This window comes from Nonomuraea sp. 3N208, from assembly GCF_052245935.1.
GTDB lineage: Bacteria > Actinomycetota > Actinomycetes > Streptosporangiales > Streptosporangiaceae > Nonomuraea.
Map to the genome: position 1 here is coordinate 1 of NZ_JBQQBR010000079.1, position 16848 is coordinate 16848.

A 16848-nucleotide genomic window follows, 5' to 3' on the forward strand; every position below is an offset into this window, starting at 1 on the left:
GTGGCGCTCAAGCTGGGCTGGGATACGTACACGCGCTGACGGCACGCTCTGGGCCGGGACTCGTACACGCGCTGGCACGTTCGGTGACGAGCGCGGCGAAGCGCATCGCCACCTCGCGCCAGATCGGCGTGGACACCGGCTCGTCGGCCAGCGCCCTGGCGTAGACCTCGTGGGGGTCGAAGCCGTCCGCGCGCCACTCCCTGATGCGGGCGGGCAGCACCTCGGGATGGAACTGCACGCCCCACGCCCGCTCGCCCACCCGGAACGCCTGGTACGGACACGCCTGCGTCTCCGCCAGCCAGACGGCGCCCGTGGGCAGGGCGGTGACCGCGTCCTTGTGGTGCTCCACGGCAGGCACCACCGGGGGTAGCGCGCGGAAGAGCGGGTCGCCGGCGGCCTCCGGCCTGATCGTGAGCGGGATGCTGCCGTTCTCCGGCGCGCCGGTGTCGCCGGTGACCTCGCCGCCCGCCACCTCGGCGATCATCTGCCCGCCCAGGCAGATGCCGAGCAGCGGCACCTCCTCGGCGAGCGCCTGTCCCACCAGCCGCCGGGCGTCCGCCAGCCACGGGGCCCGGTCGTCATCGCTCGGCAGGTAGCCACCACCCAGCATGATCATGGCGTCGTGGCCGAGCCGATCGGGCAGCGGAGCGCCGTCGTGGGCGAGCACGACGTCCAGCTCGTGCCCGGCCTCTGCCAGCCAGTCGCCCAGCCGGGCCGGGCCGCCGCTCCGGCTGTTCTGCACGACCAGCACGTCACCCATCACACGCCTCCGCCATCCACTCGACGATCTGCTCGTCCACGTCGGTCACGCTGGTGAGCTTGAAGAAATGCACCGTGCGGCCGCCCGGCATGGGTAACGTCCTGGCGATCAGCGGATGCTCGACCCGCCTGGTCAGCACCAGCTCCAGGGACAGGCTCCGGGCCTTCGGGCGTATCTCGGCGAACTTCCGCTCGCTCTTGAGGAACACGCCCACCCGCACCGCATCCTCGTGGATCGGCCCCAGCCGCGCGATCAGCCGGTCGTAGATCTCCCGGTAGACGGGAGGGTAGGGCGCGAACGTCTCGTCCACCGTGCAGCCGGGCACGCACACGTGCGACTGCCGCGCGCGGGAGAACTCGCGGTCGCATTGCGGGCAGATCCACCGCTTCACGGCCGCCATGGCATGTTCGCCGCCCTGGCGGTGTGGCGCAGCAGCAGCGCGGTCGTCACCGGGCCGACGCCGCCGGGCACCGGGGTCAGCGCCCCGGCCACGCCCGCGACCGCGTCGAAGTCGACGTCGCCCGTCAGCCCGCCGTCGTCGGTCGGGTTGGTGCCGACGTCGATCACGACCGCGCCCGGCGCGACGTGCCCCGCGCCGATCAACCCCGCGCGGCCGACGGCCGCGACCAGCACCTCGGCAGTGGAGGTGACGGCGGCCAGGTCGCGGGTGCGGGAGTGGCAGACGGTGACGGTGGCGTGCCGGTCGAGCAGCAGGTGGGCGAGCGGTTTGCCGACCACGGTCGAGCGGCCGACCACGACGGTCCGCCGACCCTCCAGCTCCACCTGATGGTGGTCGAGCAGGGCCATGACGGCCGCCGCCGTGGCGGGCGGGAACGCCGGCAGCCCGGCTGCCAGCCGGCCGAGCGAGAGCGGGTTGGCGCCGTCGACGTCCTTGTCCGGATCGATGGCCCCGGTCAGATAGTGCGCCGAGGCTCCTGCGGGCAAGGGGGTCTGCAGCATCACGCCGTGCACGCCGGGATCGCGGCTGAGCCTGGCCAGCGTCTCGCTGATCTGCTCCGGGCGGGCGTCAGGGCCGAGGTCGACCACGTCGCAGGCGATGCCGACGCCGGCCGCCGCCTTGGCGATCGACCGGACATACCACAGGCTCGCCTCGTCGTCCGTGGCCACCACCACGGCCAGCCGCGGCTGGGTGGCCGCTGCGGCCTCGGCCTGCGTCTGGGCGCGGATGGCGGCGGCCAAATCCTTGCCGGTCAGCGTCTTCACGGGTTGATCTCCTCGCGTACCTCGGAGGTCACCCAGTCTGCTCTGGCGACGGCCGAGTCCACGCCGGAGAGACGGATGTTCAGCTTCTCGCGTAGTCGTTCGTCCTTGATCCCGTCGAGGTTGACCTCGACGTTCACCCTGGCGGTGGTGAGCGCGGCGCGTGCCGCCTCCGCCGCCGCGGCCACGTCGGTGACGACGTTGCGGTTGCCGATCGGCAGCAGCAGCTCGCACAGCTCGACCACCCGCGTGGCGATCTCGGTCACGCGGGCCGGCGGCTCGGCCGCGCCGATCAGCGCGGCGGCGATCGCGGCGCTGCGCTGCTCGCCCTTGGGCAGCCGGTAGGCGTCGGTGACCGCGGTGAACGCCGCCGCGTCCTCCTCGGCCAGTCTCACCGCCCGCGCCCGCAGCGTGTCGGTCTCGGCGATCACGGCGACGATGGTCTCGGCGTGATCGGCGTACTTCTCACCGGTGCTGTAGCGGGCGACCATGCCGAGCAGCGCGGCGCCCTGGGCGGCGTGCAGGGCCGCCGTCGCGCCGCCGCCCGGAGCGGGCCGCCGGTCGGCCAGTTCGGCCAGGAAGTCGACGATCTTCAAATCGCGCATGGCGGCATTCTGCCAGGCCACGCGGTGCTCAATCGCGGTACATCGGCCGCGTGGCGTCCTCGGTGCCGCTCTGCGGCGGCAGGTACGGCGACGGCGCCTCACCGTAGGCGGGCGAGTAGACCGTCGGCTCGGCGCTGGAGCGCCAGCGTGACGGGAAGGCCGAGACCAGAAGGAGCAACACGCCGAGGACCAGCTGCAGCCCCGTGAAGCCGAGGGTGAGGTAGCCGGTCTCCAGGAGGTCGGGCAGCAGGTTCTGCGGCAGCAGCCGCACGCCCATCATCATCTCCAGCAGGGGCAGGACGCCCAGAGCGGTGAACGACAGGCCGCCGAGGAGCGAGGCGACGGGCGACAGGCGCGAGCCGGCGAGGAACGCCAGGACGATCCCGGCGCCGACGAGCGCGCCCACGCCGGCCCAGGAGAGCTGGAACTGCGCGGTCGCGTAGCGGAGCTCGCCGACGCCGAACCACAGCCCGGCGGCGATCAAGGGAGGAAGGAGCAGCCCAGCGACCACTCCGAGGACATGACGGGCACCATTTGACATGACAAACCCCGTTTGTGTGGTTACGCCCTAACCTACCGTGCTCGATCCCTCAGCGTGGGGTGGTCTTGGAGTCCAGCCACGTGTCGATGAGCTTGGTGAAGTTCCTGCCCGTGTGCTGGTTGATCCACTTCGTGAACGAAGCCCGGTCCTGGGTGGTGTTGCGGTGCTCCTGCGGCCACGCCGTGGTCATCCCGAAGAACTTCTTGTCGCCGATCCGCTCCCTGATCTCGTGCAGCATGATCGCCGGGCAGTAGTAGACGTTGCTCTGCCCGAACGAGTCCCGCCGGTACCTGGCCGGCGGACCGCTCTCCCTGCGTAGCTCGGCGTCCAGGCGGCGGATGTTCGCGATGTAGGTGTCGATCGAGCCGCCCTGGTCGTCGGCGTACCACTGCATCTCGAAGTACATGGCGAAACCCTCGTTCAGCCACATGTCACGCCAGGTGCGCGGGGTGACGGTGTCGCCGAACCAGTGGTGCGCCAGCTCGTGCGCCACCACCGACGGCTCCATGTAGCGAGGGCCGAGCGCGATCATCTGCTGCGTCTCCATGCCGGAGTCGCTCGTCGCCACCAGGCCGGCGCTCGGGAACGGGTACGGGCCCAGCTTCTTCTCCAGCCACTTCATGATCGCCGGCATCCGGCGGGCGACGGGAAGGGTCTTGGCCATGTCCTGGGGGCGGATCCAGTACGTGATCGGGATGCCGCGCGGGCCCTTGTCCTTGAACATGCGGAACTTGTCGGCCGCGAACACCGTCAGGTAGCTGGCCACGGGATCGGTCGACTCCCAGCGGAACGTGCTCGTCCCGCCCTTCGTGGTCTTGCCCTTGTACGTGCCGTGCGCGACGCCCGACCAGCCCTTGGGCACCGTGATCGCCACGTCGTACAGCGCCTCGTCCGACGGATGGTCGTTGACCGGGAACCAGGTGAACGCCCCGAACGGCTCCTGCAGCGCCCACGCCCGGCCGCCGGCGCCGGTGCGGAAGCCGAGCATGTTGATGTCCTTGCGCCGCTGCTTGGCGTCGACGGGCCGAGGCCGGCCGTGGTAGCGCACGGTCACGACGGCGCCTTCGCCGGCCTTCAGCGGCTTAGCCAGCGGGATGGTCAGGTCGTCCCCGGTCCGCCGCGGCCGGGCGCCCGTCCCGTTCACCGTGACCTGGTCCACCTTCAGCGCCCGCCCGAAGTCGAGGGTGACGCCGGTGACGGGCTTGGCCGCGCGGATCGTGAGCTTCGCCGTGCCCGAGAGCGTGCGGCTCGCCGGCTTCCAGTCCAGCGCCAGATCGTAGTGGAGCACGTCGATGGCCGGGTTGCCGTAGGCGGGGAACACCGGGTCCTTGACGGGCTGCGACCTGCCCTTCTGGTACGCGCTCAGGTCCACCTCAGGACGCGGCGCCTCGGCCACCGGCTTGGCGCTTTGTGCTTGCTTCGCGATGGGCGGGGGTGAACTACAGCCCGCAACGGTCAGCGCAAGGGTCATGAGTAATAAGGGGGGCCTCCGCATTCGGGCAAAGGTAACGATTCCCACCATCACCCACAAGAGCTTTTCGCATCCCGACAGGTGAGCAAGGGCCCTGGCAAGGCCCTCCTGCCGGCCCCGCGAACAGGGAGATCACCGATGAGAGCAGCACGCGCCAGATCCTTTCTGCAAACTCCCTGTGAAGCACGCAGCAGCCCTTTGCCGGAGCCGGTGGGACGGGCATCGTGGGCCGCATGAGATCCGCGATCCTGAAGACCGCAATCAGCGCCTTAATCGTGCTCCTGCTCGGCAGCGTGCCGGGGCTCGCGGCGCAGGCCACCGCGAAGCCGGACACGTTCGCGCTGCCCAACGGGTTCCAGCCGGAGGGGATCGCGATCGGGGGCGGGCCCCACGCCTATTTCGGCTCCCGCGCGACCGGCGACATCTACCGGGCAGACCTGCGTACCGGTGAGGGATCGGTCATCAGCAAGGGCCCGGGCACCCCGTCGCTCGGGCTCAAGACCGACGGGCGCGGCCGGCTGTTCGTGGCCGGGGGGACGGGCGGCGACGCCCGCGTGATCGACCTGCGTACCGGCGAGGTCGTCAAGTCGTACAAGCTGACCACCGACCCTGCGTTCGTCAACGACGTGATCCTCACGCGCGACGCGGCCTACTTCACCGACTCCCGTAACCCCGTCCTGTACAAGCTCGCGCTCGCCCGCGGCGGCGTGCTGCCCGACGAGGCCGTCAAGATCCCGCTCAGCGGGGCCATCCAGTACACGACAGGTAACAACGCCAACGGCATCGCGCCCAGCCCCGACCGCAAGTCGCTGCTGATCGTCCAGTCGAACACCGGCAAGCTGTTCGAGGTGGACCCGTCCACCGGCGTCACCACGGAGGTGGACCTGGGCGGCGAGTCGCTCGCCAACGGCGACGGGCTGCTGCTGTCCGGCCGCACCCTGTACGCCGTGCTGAACCGCCTCAACACGGTCGCCGTCATCGGCCTGGCCGCCGACGGCTCGTCGGGGAAGATCGTCAAGCGCCTGACCGATCCGCGTTTCGACGTCCCGACGACGGTCGCCAAGTACGGCACGCGCCTCTACCTGCCCAACGCCCGCTTCACCACCACGCCGACGCCTGACACGACGTACAACGTGGTGGCGATCAAGCCCTGATCGGCATCGGCAGGCCACCGCCCTGGCGTTCGCCGCGCAGGGCGGTGGCCCGCGTGGTCGGCCATCCGAGCCGTCTCAGCGCGGCGGGCGCAGCGCCGCCAGCTGCTCCTCGAAAGGCACGACGATCTCCTCCTGCTCCGCCCGCGCGCTGGGCGCGCGGTGCAGGAGCAGGTCGGTCAGTTCGCCGGCGGCGCGTTCGATGCGCTCGCCCAGGCCGTCGGTGAAGGAGTCGCCTGCGCCGCCCCAGTCCTCCGCGGCCGCGTACACGGCGGTCGGGACGACGACGGCGCGCAGGTACGAGAACAGCGGCCGCAACGCGTGCTCCAGAGCCAGCGAGTGGCGGGCGGTTCCGCCGGTGGCGGCGATCAGCACGGGCTTGCCCGCCAGCGCGGTGTTGTCGACCACGTCGAAGAACGACTTGAACAACCCGCTGTAGGACCCGCTGAAGATCGGCGTGACCGCGATGAGCCCGTCGGCCTCCGTGACCGCCTCGATCGCCGCGCGCAGCCGGGCGTTGGGGAACCCGGTCACGAACGCGTTCGCTATGTCCACGGCCAGCTCACGCAACTCGATCACCCGCGGCTCGACGGCCGCCAGATCGGCCGGGCCCGACAGCGGCGCTTCCCGGCCGGCCGAGGGCTGCCGCTGCGCCGCCGCCGGCGCCTCATGGTCTGCCAGTCGTCGGGTCACGGCCTCGGCGAGGCGGTCGGCGAGCAGGCGGGTCGCGGAGGGCTGGGTCAGCCCCGCCGTGACGACGACCAGCTTCATGATGTCCCCTTCCTCAGGCTTCGACGGTGGCGGCGGCGGTGGCGGTGATGGCGGTCGTGGCGGTGGCGGCGGCGGCCGTCTTGGCCGCGAGCAGGGAGGCGTGCGTGGGCGCGTCCGGCACCTCGGCCGGCCTGCCCTTGGCGAACTCCGCACGCAGCACCGGGACGACCGCCTCGCCGAGGAGGTCGAGCTGCTCCAGCACGGTCTTCAGCGGCAACCCGGCGTGATCCATGAGGAACAGCTGGCGCTGGTAGTCGCCGAAGAACTCGCGGAACTGCAGCGTCCGGTCGATGACCTGCTGCGGGCTGCCCACGGTGAGCGGCGTCTCGTCCATGAACTCCTCCAGCGACGGCCCGTGGCCGTACACGGGGGCGTTGTCGAAGTACGGGCGGAACTCACGTACCGCGTCCTGGGAGTTCTTGCGCATGAACACCTGGCCGCCGAGCCCCACGATGGCCTGCTCCGGCGTGCCATGCCCGTAGTGGGCGTAGCGCTGCCGGTACAGCTGGATCAGCCGCATGAAGTGCTCCTTCGGCCAGAAGATGTTGTTGGCGAAGAAGCCGTCACCGTAGTAGGCGGCCTGCTCGGCGATCTCCGGGCTGCGGATCGAGCCGTGCCAGACGAACGGCGGCACCTCGTCCAGCGGCCGCGGCGTGCTCGTGAACCCCTGCAGCGGCGTGCGGAAGCGGCCCTCCCAGTCCACCACGTCCTCGCGCCACAGCCTGTGCAGCAGCGCGTAGTTCTCGATGGCCAGCGGGATGCCCTGCCTGATGTCCTGGCCGAACCACGGGTAGACGGGCCCGGTGTTGCCCCGGCCCATCATGAGGTCCACCCGCCCGTCCGCCACGTGCTGCAACATGGCGAAGTCTTCGGCGATCTTCACCGGGTCGTTGGTGGTGATCAGCGTCGTGGCGGTGGACAGGACGAGACGCTCGGTCTTGGCCGCGATGTAGCCGAGCATGGTCGTGGGGGAGGACGGCACGAACGGCGGGTTGTGGTGCTCGCCGGTCGCGAACACGTCAAGCCCGACCTCCTCGGCCTTGAGCGCGATCGTCACCATCGCCTTGATCCGCTCGTGCTCGGTCGGCGTCCTGCCCGTCGTGGGGTCCATGGTCACGTCGCCCACGCTGAAGATTCCGAACTGCACTTTAGTCACCATCCATGACTGTTGAATCTTTGACGGCTACGGTAGCGCGAACGCCTCCTGGGTTATTCCATCATCGGGCATGGGGATCCGTGCGTGGTCACTCCTGCCGCTGGGCGCGGGCGCGGAACGCCGCCGCCTTGGCCCGGTTGCCGCAGCCGCGCATGTCGCACCAGCGGCGGGTGCGCCGGTGCGAGGCGTCGATGTAGAGCCGGGTGCAGGGTGCGGCCTCGCACTCCCTGATCAGTGCGGCCTGCGGACCGCCGAGCAGTTCGACGGCCGCCCGTGCCGCGCCGGCGAGCGCGGCACGCAGATCGCCGGCGTGCTCGAGGCCTCCCGTCTCGCTCAGCCTGACGGTCGCCGGCGGGTGCTGAGCGGCCCGGTTGAGCACCTCCCGGTCGGCCGCGTCGAACGGGGCGCCGGTACGAGCCGCGGACGCCAGCTGGTAGATCGCCTCGCGCAATGTGCTCGCCGAGCGGAGGTCGTCGCCGGTCGCGGCGGGCGGCACGTCGAGGAGTCCGGCCGCGACCGTCCACCGGGCCAGGTCCGCGGGCGTGGCCAGCAGGTCGATGCGCTCGCTGCGGCGGTGGCCGATCGTGCCGGCCAGGTCGAGCCCGAGGTTTCCGCTGACGAAGGTGAAGTCCACGTTCCCATAGTAACCGGATGGACAAGTTACTTTGGCTGCTGGAAGGGTGAGTAACCATCAACTCCGGTTATTTCATGAAGGGATGGTGGCTTGTGGCGACGACGACGCCTCTCTCGGCCGCCGGTGGCAGGATGAGCCGCCGGTACGGGGCCGGGCATCGGTGGGTCGTGTTGTCCGTGGGCGTCGGGGCGCAGGCCAGTTTCGCGGCCATGTTCGCCGGCATCCCCGTCACGGGGATCGCGATGCGTGCCGGCTACCACCTGTCCATCGGGGACCTCGGGCTGGCGTTGGCGTGCCTGGGCCTGGGTGTGGCCGTGTCCGACATCGTGTGGGGCCTGCTGACCGACCGGTACGGGGACCGGCGCGTCCTGCTGATCGGGCTGACCTCGACCGGCGCGCTACTGGCTCTGATGGCCGCGGCGGTCACGCCCGGGGACGGCGCGGGAGTCGCCGCGCTGGCCGCGTGCCTGCTGGCCGCCGGTGCGCTGGGCGGCAGCGTGAACGGCGCCTCGGGCCGCGCGATCATGACCTGGTTCGCGGACGGTGAGCGGGGACTGGCCATGAGCATCCGCCAGACGGCCATCCCGGCCGGCGGTGCGCTCGGCGTGGCCGTCCTACCCTGGCTGGCCCACTCGTACGGCTTCCGCGCCGTCTACGCGTTTCCTGCCGCCCTCTGCCTGCTCGCCGCAGCGGCCACCTGGCGCTGGCTCCCCATCTCCGACGCGCCGGCCGTGGGGCGCGAGGTCGCGACGGCGCGCAAGGAGTCGGTGCCGGCGCGGGCCGTGACCCGCTCGCCGTTGCTGCGCTGGGACGTCTGGCGGGTGGCGCTGGCCAGCGCCCTGCTGACGGTCCCGCAGTTCGCCGTCCTCTCCTTCACCGCGATCTTTCTCCACGACGCCAAGGGCCAGGGCGTCGCACTGGCCAGCGTCACGATCCTGATCGCTCAGATAGGCGGCGGCGCGGCCCGCATCTGGACGGGCCGGCGCACCGACCGGCGCGGAAACCGCCGCACGTACCTGCGCGGCATCGGCGTCCTCACCGGCATCGCCATGGCGGCCGCCGCCGTGCTGACACAAGCCCCCACTCCGGTCACGGTCGCCGCCCTGGCGCTCGGCGGCCTGCTGGCCAACTCCTGGCACGGCATCGCCTACACGGAGATCGCCGCCATGGCGGGACCGGACAGGGCAGGGACGGCGCTGGGCCTGGAAGGGACGACGGTGTTCGGGGCCGCGTTCCTCACCCCGCTGCTGATCCCCGTCGTCCTGGCGGCCGCCTCGTGGGAGGCGGTGTGGGCGCTGGCCGCGGCGGCGGCGCTGCTGGCCATCCCGCTCGCCCCGCGCCCGCTGGCGGTCACAATGCGTTGATGTCCGCCGGCCCGAGGATCCGCTTGGGCGCGCCGCGCTCGGCAACCGTGATCATGGCCTGCCCGATCCGCTCCGTCGTGATCACCGCGGCCGGGAAGAGCAGCCGGAACAGCGGGTACAACGGCCGGCTGGCGACGTAGGCCAGCCGGTAGAGCCGGGTACGCGAGGTGACGCCGTGCAGGGGCTGAATGAAGCCGGGCCGGAACATGTACGCCTCCAGCGGCAGCGCCAGCAGCGCGTTCTCGGTCTCCCCCTTCACCCTGGCCCACATCGCCCGCCCGCGAGCGTCGGTCCCGGCCCCCGACACGTACACGAAAGTCGACCCGGGATTGAGCCTGGCCAGGGTGTTCGCCACGGACATCGTGTAGTCGTAGGTGATGTGCCGGTAGTCCTTCTCTCTCATCCCGGCCGACGAGACGCCCAGGCAGAAGAAGCACGCGCCGAAACCCGTCAGGCGCTCCTCGATGGACGCCAGGTCCAGCAGATCGCCGTGGATGATGTGCCGCAGCTTGGGGTGGTCGATCCCCGTCGGGGAGCGGCCGACCGCGAGCACGGCCGACACCCGCTCGTCGAGCAGGCACTCCCGGAGCACGCCGCGACCGACCATGCCGGTCGCCCCAAAGATGATCACGTTCACGCCGGGCTCGCCCCGATCGTCTCGCCTATGCCATCAGGCAGAGGATACGGCCGTTCGGCGGGCAGCAGTCCGCTCACGTCCGCGCGGCGCCGGACCGCCGCATGAACCTCCCGAGCCGGCTCCGTGACGTCGATGATCGCCAGTGTCCACTCGTCCACATAACGCCGCACGGCCTCCCCGGACAGGCCGATCTGGATGGACCGGTACGCCAATGCCTCATGGTGCGGCCCCCGCTCGGGATCCCACTGGATCCGCACCGGGCTGTGCCGCATCCGGGAAGTCCAGTCCGGACGCCCGTCGTCGTGGCTGAGACACGAGTGCTCCAGGGACCACTCGAAGCCGCCGCGGCTGAGCTCGATCGCCAGCACCCGCTCCTGGCGGGGCTTGGCGGCGTAGCCGCAGCGGTAGGGCACGTTCATGCCCGCAAGCCTGCCCAAGATCGCAAAAGGACGGCAACCGGTTAAGACGCCTATGGCTGCATGGCCTTGGTCCGGTGCACGGCCTGTAGCAGCCCGATCGCCAGCAGTCCTGCGACGGTGGCCGAGCCGCCGTACGACACGAACGGCAGCGGCACGCCCACGATCGGCATCAATCCCACCGTCATGCCCACGTTCACGAACGTCTGGAACGCCAGCCACGACACCACGCCGCCGGCCAGCACGGCCCCGTAGGGCGAGGCGCTGTGCCGCGCGATCGACAACCCCCGCCACAGCAGCACGCCGATGGCCAGCACGATGGCCGCGGCCCCGGCGAAGCCGAACTCCTCGCCCGCGACGGTGAAGATGAAGTCGGTGTGCTGTTCGGGAACGAAGTGCCCGGCGGTCTGCTCGCCGTTGAACAGCCCCTTGCCGGACAGGCCGCCGGAGCCGATCGCGATGCGCGCCTGGGCGGCGTTGTACCCCACACCGCCCGGGTCGGCTCCCGGGTTGGCCAGCACGAGCAGCCGCTCCAGCTGATACGGCCGCACCAGCCCCAGCTTCCACGCCGCCGCCCCCGCGCCCACGGCGCCCGCGACGAGCACCAGCAGCCACCGCTTGGGCGCCCCCGACACCAGCAGCGCCCCGCTCACCATGGCCGCGAACACCAGCATCGTCCCCAGGTCCGGCTGCAACGCGATCAGCCCGATCGGCACCGCGGCCAGCACCAGCGCGAGCAGCACCCCGCCGAACCCGGGCCTGCTCTGCCCGTCACGCAGCTCCCCGAGCGGCACCGCGAACGCCAGCGCCAGCGCCACCTTGGCGAACTCCGACGGCTGGAACTGCACCCCGGGCGCCAGCACGATCCACGAGTGCGCCCCGTTCACCCGCACCCCGAGCGGCGTCAGCACACCCGCCAGCGACACCAGCGCCAGCACGTACGCCAGCGGCACGTACGCCCGTAGCACCCGCAGATCGACCCGTGACACGAACCACATCAGGACAAGGCCCAGCCCGACGCTCACCGCCTGCCTGATCAGCAGCCCGTAGTCGCCCTCCATCCGCGTGGCCGACCACACCAGCAGCAGCCCCACCACGGACAGGGCCAGCGCCAGCAGCGTCAGCGTCCAGTCGGGCGCCGCCAGCGTGGGCGCCCACACGACCCGCCGTCTCCCCGCCACCGCGATCATCGCCGCTCCCTCAGACCGATGATGCCCTCCCAGATGTCGCGGGCCGCCGGCGCCGCGCCTTCCGCGCCCCGGCCGCCCTCCGACAGCACGACGACCACGGTGTAGGCGGGATCGGGGGCGAACGACGCGAACCAGGAGGTGTCGCGATGCCCGAACGACTCCGCCGTCCCCGTCTTCCCGGCCACCGCGACCTTGCCGAACGGGAACCCCTTGAACGCGCCCTCCGCCGTGCCCTTCCTCGGGACCTGGCTCAGCGCGTTCCTCATGAACCGCAGCGTCTCCGCCGAGGCCGGCAGCCGCCCGGCCACCGGCGGCGTGATGGTCTCGACCGTGGTCCCGTCGGGCCGGACGACCTTCATCCCGACGCGGGGGCTGTGCAGCGTCCCGCCGTTGGCGACGGCCGCGTACGCGCGGGCCAGCTGCAACGGCGTGACCAGCACGCCGCCCTGCCCGATGGAGAAGTTGGCCGCGTCGCCGCCCCGCCACACGCCGCCGCCGCGGCAGTTCTCCTTGGCGATCGCGGTCAGGTACGCCGCCCGCCCCCGGTCGGCCATCTCCGGGTAGCCCTTGACGGCCCGGCGGCAGCTCTCCTCGCGGGTGGCCCGCCACAGCGCCTTCTTCGCGGCGCGGTCCGGCACCGCACCGGCCGCCTCAGCGGGCAGGTCCACGCCGGTCGGCTTGCCGAAGCCGAATCCGCGCGCGGTCTTCTCCAACGCCTCGGACCCGCGCTCCCACAGCTGGTCGGCCAGCCGGTAGAAGATCGTGTCGCAGGACTCGACCAGAGCACCGTGCATGGTCATCAGGCCGAGGTCGGCGCTGGCGAAGTTCCTGAACACCCGGTTGCCCACCGTGTAGCCACTGGGGCAGTCGTAGAGCGCGCCGAGCCCGTACCCGGCGTTCGCGGCCGCCGCGACCGAGGAGACCTTCCACGTCGAGCCCGGCGCCCACTCGCCCTGCACGGCCTGCGACAGCAGCGGCAGCCGCTTGTACTCGCGGGCGGTCACGCCGTCGGTCCACACGGCCGGGTCGTAGGCGGGCAGCCCGGCCAGCGCGACCAGCCGGCCGGTCTGCGACTCCATCACCACGGCCGCGCCCGACTTCGCGCCGCTGGTGGTCAGCGCCTTGGCGACCGCCTGCTCGGCGATGGTCTGGATGCGGGAGTCGAGGCTGGTCACGAGCGTGTTGCCGGGCACGGGCGGGTCCTGGCGGAGCGTCCTGGTGACCTGCCCGGTGTTGTCCACGGCCACGTCGCGGCGCCCCGCGCGGCCGGCCAGCTCCCGGTCGTAGACGCCTTCGAGGCCGTCGCGGCCCTTGGCGCCCTGCACGTACCCGAGGGTGTGCGCCGCCGCCGCGCCGAACGGGTAGACCCGCACCGGCCGCAGCTCCGTGCGCACGCCGGGGAAGTCCTGCTGCCGCTCGCTGATCTGCAGCGCCGTCTGCGCCGTGACGTCCTCGGCGACGGGGATCGGCTCGTACGGTGAGCCCTGCCAGCACGGTTGCGCCACCTCAGGCCCGCACAACCGGACCTTCTCCGCGATCTGCCGGTACGGCTGGTCCAGCACCTCGCCGAGGCGCTCCAGCACCGCCCGCCCGCCGTCGGGCTGGTGGGCCAGCGCCACCGCGTCCACCGTGACCACCGGCCTGGTCCGGTTCGTCACCAGCGGACGCCCGGCCGCGTCCACGATCTGCCCGCGCACGGGCGGCACCGGCACGGTCCTGATCCGCACGTCCGCCGCCGCGCGCACGTACTCGGCCCCGCTGACCACCTGCAGGAACCACAGCCTTCCCACCAGCGTGGCCACCATCGCCAGGACGACCAGCCGCAACACGAACAACCTGGCCCTAGACACGCCGCATCGCCACCCTGGGCTCGGCCTCGTGAGTCCGCCGTCGGCGCAGCAACACGGCGCTCACCAGCGCCCCGAGCGCCACCGTCCACCCGAGCGTCCACGGCAGCGCCGTCAGCGCCGCCCGCCACGCCTCGTCGCCGAGCGCGACGGCCGCGCCGGCCTGCAGCAGCGTGCCGACGGCGGCGCCGGCCGCGCCCACCAGCAGCGGATTGCGCTCCCGCGTCCGCCCTTCCGGCAGGGGGGCGCCCTGCCGCCAGCGGCCGGCCAGCAGGCCCGTCACCGCCAGCACCAGCGCCGTGCGCCCCACCGTGCCGTCGGCCGGCGGCGTCACGTCGGCGGCCAGCCCGCCGGCGAGCCCGGCCACGCCGCCCCAGACCGGCCCCTTGGACAGCGCCAGCCACACCACGGCGAGCGCCACCAGGTCGGGACCGCCCCACGGCGACCTGTTGATCAGCAGCACCTGCAGGAGCGGCGCCACGAGCAGGAACAGCACCAGCACGGCTCACCTCCCCTGCGCCGCCACCGGCGAGAAACCAGCCGCATGGCTCACCTCCCGGGATCGGGCACGACCACCGCGACCAGGTCGAGCGCGGACAGCCGGGCGGCGGGCCGCACCAGCGCCGTGCGGGTGGCCGCGCCGGGCACGCGCTCGAGCTGCGCGACCGTGCCGATGGGCAGCCCGGCCACGTACGGCCGGCCGCCGGCCGACCCGAGCGTCACCACCTGGTCGCCGACCTCGAGCGGCGCGTTGGGGTCGAACAGGCTCAGCCGCAGCAGGCCCGCGTCCGGCACTCCCGTCACGACGCCCAGCTCGCCGGAGCCCGCCATGCGGGCGCCCACCGATGAGCCCGGATCGGTGATCAGCGACACGGACGCGGTCGCGGGTCCGGCCCAGCTGACCTTGCCCACGAGGCCGTCGGCGTTCAGCACCGTCACGTCGCGGGTGACGCCCGCCGCCGATCCCGCGTCGATGGTGACGTTCCTGCCCTGCCCGTATCCGACCACGTGCGCGGAGACGCCGCGATAGGGCGCCGGCGCCGTGGCCGGCCGGCTCTTGGTCCCGCCCGCGGCCAGCTCAGCCCGCAGGCGCGCGTTCTCCTGCTCCAGCGCCCGCAGGCGGCCCTCGCCGCCGACTGACCTGGTCACCGTGCCGATCGCGCTCTCGACCGTGCCGTACACCGTCGAGCCGGCCGCCCGCAGGGGCTCCAGCGGCATCAGCGTCCGGTCCACCACGACAAGCAGGACTCCGGCGAGTAACACGAGCAGGATGAGCGCCCGCTTCACCGCCGCGACCAATCGGGCAGCAGCACGTCACGCATCGCCTGGAACCGCTCCACGCAGCGGCCCGCGCCCAGCGCCACCGAGTACAGCGGCTTGTCCACGACCCGGATCGGCATGCCGGTGGCCTGGCCCATCCGCTCGGCCAGGCCGCGGAGCAGCGCCCCGCCGCCGGTCAGCACGATGCCGTTGTCCAGCAGGTCGCCCGCCAGCTCGGCCGGGCACTGGTCGAGTGTCGTCTGCACGGCGTCGATGATGGTCTGCACCTGGTCCTCGATGGCCTCGCCGATCTCCTCCGACGTCATCGTCGCCGTCTTCGGCAGCCCGCTGACCAGGTCGCGGCCGCGTACGGGGGCGCTGGCGTCCGGGGAGATGGCCCGCGGCGCGGCGGCCGGGAGGACGGCGTCCTGCCTGGGCCTGGACCGGAACGGGTTCCACCGGCGCGGGGCGGCCGGCGGCTCAGGCTCCTCGTCCTCCACCACGATCGACGGCAGGGAGTCCTCGCCGTAGGCGCCCACCCGGTGCCGGCCCCGGGGCGTGATCTCGGCGTCCCGGGAGGGCGCGGGCCGCACCATGCCCAGATCGATCTTCAGCCGTTCGGCCGTACGGTCGCCGAGCAGCAGCGCGTGCTCCTTCTTGGCGTAGGTGATGACGGCCTCGTCCAGCTCGTCGCCGCCCACCCGCAACGACTTGGCGACCACGACGCCGCTCATGGACACGATGGCGACCTCCGTGGTGCCGCCGCCGATGTCGACCACCATGTTGCCGGTGGCCTCGCCGACCTTCAGCCCGGCGCCGATCGCCGCGGCCATCGGCTCCTCGATGATGTGCACCCGCCGCGCGCCCGCCTCGTAGGCGGCCTCCTTGACCGCCCGCTGCTCGATGGAGGTGGTGCCGCTCGGCACCGCCACCACGATCCGGGGTTTGGCGAGGAACCTGCTGGGGTGCGCCTTCTGGATGAACATGCGTAACATGCGCTCCGCCGCGTCCAGATCCGCGATCACGCCGTCCTTGAGCGGCCTGATCGTGGCGATGTGCGGGGGAGTACGACCCATCATGCGCTTGGCCGCCTTGCCGACGGCCACGACGGTGTTCTTGTGAAGGTTGATCGCGATGACGGAGGGCTCGTTGAGCACGATGCCCTTCCTGCGGACGTAGACCAGCGTGTTGGCGGTGCCTAAGTCGACCGCTATGTCATGACCGAGAAGACCCAATGCGAATGCCATGTGCCGCACAGCCCTTTCGACCCGGTAAGGGGCAGGGGGACACTGCCCGCACTCGCGCTGCCCTGAGCCGTTTGACCACAAACGCAATATCTCTGTAGCTGCCCCATCACCGCAGGTCAGTCCCGGTCCCGCTCAGCGGGCGGTGCGCCAGCTCTGCTCCTCGACGAGCTCCGTGCTGCGCCATCCGGCGGGCGTGCGGCGCATGCGGTGGTGATACCAGCCGCCGCCGTGCAGGAACCCTTCGGTGCCGGCCGCGACCATCTCGCGCGTCGGGGCGAGCGTGTCGGTGAAGGGCGCGCTCACCCGCGCCTCCCCGTCGTGGAAGTCGATCAGGGGGGCGCCGATCAGGTGGAGGCGGCCGGGCCAGTGCGTGAGCACCTCGGCCAGCCACGTCTTGACCTCCTCCCGTGTGCCCTTCACACCGCCCGCGGAGGTGTAGTCGATCAGCGCGTCCTCGCTGAACACCTCGTCGAGCAGCTCCCATCGGCCGGAGTCGATGGCGCGGGTGTAGCGGGCCAGCAGGTCCGCGATCTCCAAACGGTCGGCGATCTCCTGAGCGTCCATGGTGTGATCGTCG

The 16848-nt window shown here is 71.9% G+C and carries 19 protein-coding genes; 2 read left to right on the top strand and 17 right to left on the bottom strand.

The genetic code is table 11. The annotated features are described in order from the left end of the window. Positions 1–7: 7 nt before the first annotated feature. The 6 genes from ACTWPT_RS57320 to ACTWPT_RS57345 are packed head-to-tail and all read right to left on the bottom strand — an operon-like array spanning position 8 to position 4598. Positions 8–760, bottom strand: coding sequence for a type 1 glutamine amidotransferase (locus ACTWPT_RS57320; RefSeq protein ID WP_443185988.1), 753 nt, complete (start codon positions 758–760; stop codon positions 8–10). Further along, positions 753–1151 carry a DUF5655 domain-containing protein gene (locus tag ACTWPT_RS57325; protein WP_443185989.1) on the bottom strand — a complete coding sequence of 133 codons (399 nt, stop codon included), beginning with the start codon at positions 1149–1151 and terminating at the stop codon, positions 753–755. Before ACTWPT_RS57325 ends, ACTWPT_RS57320 begins: the two co-directional genes overlap by 8 nt. After that, on the bottom strand, positions 1148–1984 hold the full coding sequence (locus ACTWPT_RS57330) for a bifunctional 5,10-methylenetetrahydrofolate dehydrogenase/5,10-methenyltetrahydrofolate cyclohydrolase (RefSeq protein WP_443185990.1): 837 nt from the start codon (positions 1982–1984) through the stop codon (positions 1148–1150). Before ACTWPT_RS57330 ends, ACTWPT_RS57325 begins: the two co-directional genes overlap by 4 nt. Further along, positions 1981–2586: a cyclodeaminase/cyclohydrolase family protein gene (locus ACTWPT_RS57335; protein WP_443185991.1), complete on the bottom strand. Its 606-nt coding sequence runs from the start codon at positions 2584–2586 to the stop codon at positions 1981–1983. The genes ACTWPT_RS57330 and ACTWPT_RS57335 overlap by 4 nt, the downstream gene beginning before the upstream one ends. Before the next feature lie 28 nt (positions 2587–2614). Further along, positions 2615–3127 (bottom strand): hypothetical protein, encoded by a 513-nt coding sequence (locus ACTWPT_RS57340; protein ID WP_443185992.1) that lies wholly within the window; start codon positions 3125–3127, stop codon positions 2615–2617. Positions 3128–3176: 49 nt separating this feature from the next. Then, positions 3177–4598: a M1 family metallopeptidase gene (locus tag ACTWPT_RS57345; protein WP_443185993.1), complete on the bottom strand. Its 1422-nt coding sequence runs from the start codon at positions 4596–4598 to the stop codon at positions 3177–3179. 233 nt (positions 4599–4831) lie between these two features. Here ACTWPT_RS57345 and ACTWPT_RS57350 point away from each other — a divergent pair, with 233 nt between their 5' ends. Beyond that, entirely contained in the window at positions 4832–5752 is a 921-nt protein-coding gene (locus tag ACTWPT_RS57350) for a superoxide dismutase (protein ID WP_443185994.1), read from the top strand. Between the two features lie 75 nt (positions 5753–5827). Here the strand turns inward: ACTWPT_RS57350 and ACTWPT_RS57355 are convergent, their stop codons facing one another. From ACTWPT_RS57355 to ACTWPT_RS57365, 3 genes are all read right to left on the bottom strand, one after another. Next, on the bottom strand, positions 5828–6520 hold the full coding sequence (locus ACTWPT_RS57355; protein ID WP_443185995.1) for an FMN reductase: 693 nt from the start codon (positions 6518–6520) through the stop codon (positions 5828–5830). A 13-nt stretch (positions 6521–6533) separates the two neighbouring features. Further along, on the bottom strand, positions 6534–7667 hold the full coding sequence (locus tag ACTWPT_RS57360; protein ID WP_443185996.1) for an LLM class flavin-dependent oxidoreductase: 1134 nt from the start codon (positions 7665–7667) through the stop codon (positions 6534–6536). Between the two features lie 97 nt (positions 7668–7764). Continuing rightward, entirely contained in the window at positions 7765–8310 is a 546-nt protein-coding gene (locus ACTWPT_RS57365; protein WP_443185997.1) for a CGNR zinc finger domain-containing protein, read from the bottom strand. A gap of 92 nt (positions 8311–8402) precedes the next feature. Here ACTWPT_RS57365 and ACTWPT_RS57370 point away from each other — a divergent pair, with 92 nt between their 5' ends. Further along, on the top strand, positions 8403–9674 hold the full coding sequence (locus ACTWPT_RS57370; RefSeq protein ID WP_443185998.1) for an MFS transporter: 1272 nt from the start codon (positions 8403–8405) through the stop codon (positions 9672–9674). Here the strand turns inward: ACTWPT_RS57370 and ACTWPT_RS57375 are convergent. From ACTWPT_RS57375 to ACTWPT_RS57410, 8 genes are all read right to left on the bottom strand, one after another. Further along, positions 9661–10311 carry an NAD(P)H-binding protein gene (locus tag ACTWPT_RS57375; protein ID WP_443185999.1) on the bottom strand — a complete coding sequence of 217 codons (651 nt, stop codon included), beginning with the start codon at positions 10309–10311 and terminating at the stop codon, positions 9661–9663. The two genes, ACTWPT_RS57370 and ACTWPT_RS57375, sit on opposite strands and share 14 nt — an antisense overlap. After that, positions 10308–10730 (bottom strand): DUF4291 family protein, encoded by a 423-nt coding sequence (locus ACTWPT_RS57380; RefSeq protein ID WP_443186000.1) that lies wholly within the window; start codon positions 10728–10730, stop codon positions 10308–10310. Before ACTWPT_RS57380 ends, ACTWPT_RS57375 begins: the two co-directional genes overlap by 4 nt. Before the next feature lie 50 nt (positions 10731–10780). Beyond that, positions 10781–11917 (bottom strand): rod shape-determining protein RodA, encoded by a 1137-nt coding sequence (gene rodA, locus ACTWPT_RS57385; RefSeq protein ID WP_443186001.1) that lies wholly within the window; start codon positions 11915–11917, stop codon positions 10781–10783. Then, entirely contained in the window at positions 11914–13767 is a 1854-nt protein-coding gene (gene mrdA / locus ACTWPT_RS57390; protein WP_443186002.1) for a penicillin-binding protein 2, read from the bottom strand. Before mrdA ends, rodA begins: the two co-directional genes overlap by 4 nt. Continuing rightward, positions 13760–14266 (bottom strand): rod shape-determining protein MreD, encoded by a 507-nt coding sequence (locus ACTWPT_RS57395; RefSeq protein ID WP_443186003.1) that lies wholly within the window; start codon positions 14264–14266, stop codon positions 13760–13762. Before ACTWPT_RS57395 ends, mrdA begins: the two co-directional genes overlap by 8 nt. A gap of 47 nt (positions 14267–14313) precedes the next feature. Next, complete coding sequence (gene mreC, locus ACTWPT_RS57400) at positions 14314–15051, bottom strand: rod shape-determining protein MreC (RefSeq protein ID WP_443186004.1); 738 nt, start codon at positions 15049–15051, stop codon at positions 14314–14316. Further along, entirely contained in the window at positions 15048–16271 is a 1224-nt protein-coding gene (locus ACTWPT_RS57405) for a rod shape-determining protein (protein ID WP_443186005.1), read from the bottom strand. The genes mreC and ACTWPT_RS57405 overlap by 4 nt, the downstream gene beginning before the upstream one ends. A gap of 132 nt (positions 16272–16403) precedes the next feature. Beyond that, positions 16404–16835: a nuclear transport factor 2 family protein gene (locus ACTWPT_RS57410; protein WP_443186006.1), complete on the bottom strand. Its 432-nt coding sequence runs from the start codon at positions 16833–16835 to the stop codon at positions 16404–16406. Positions 16836–16848 lie beyond the last annotated feature (13 nt).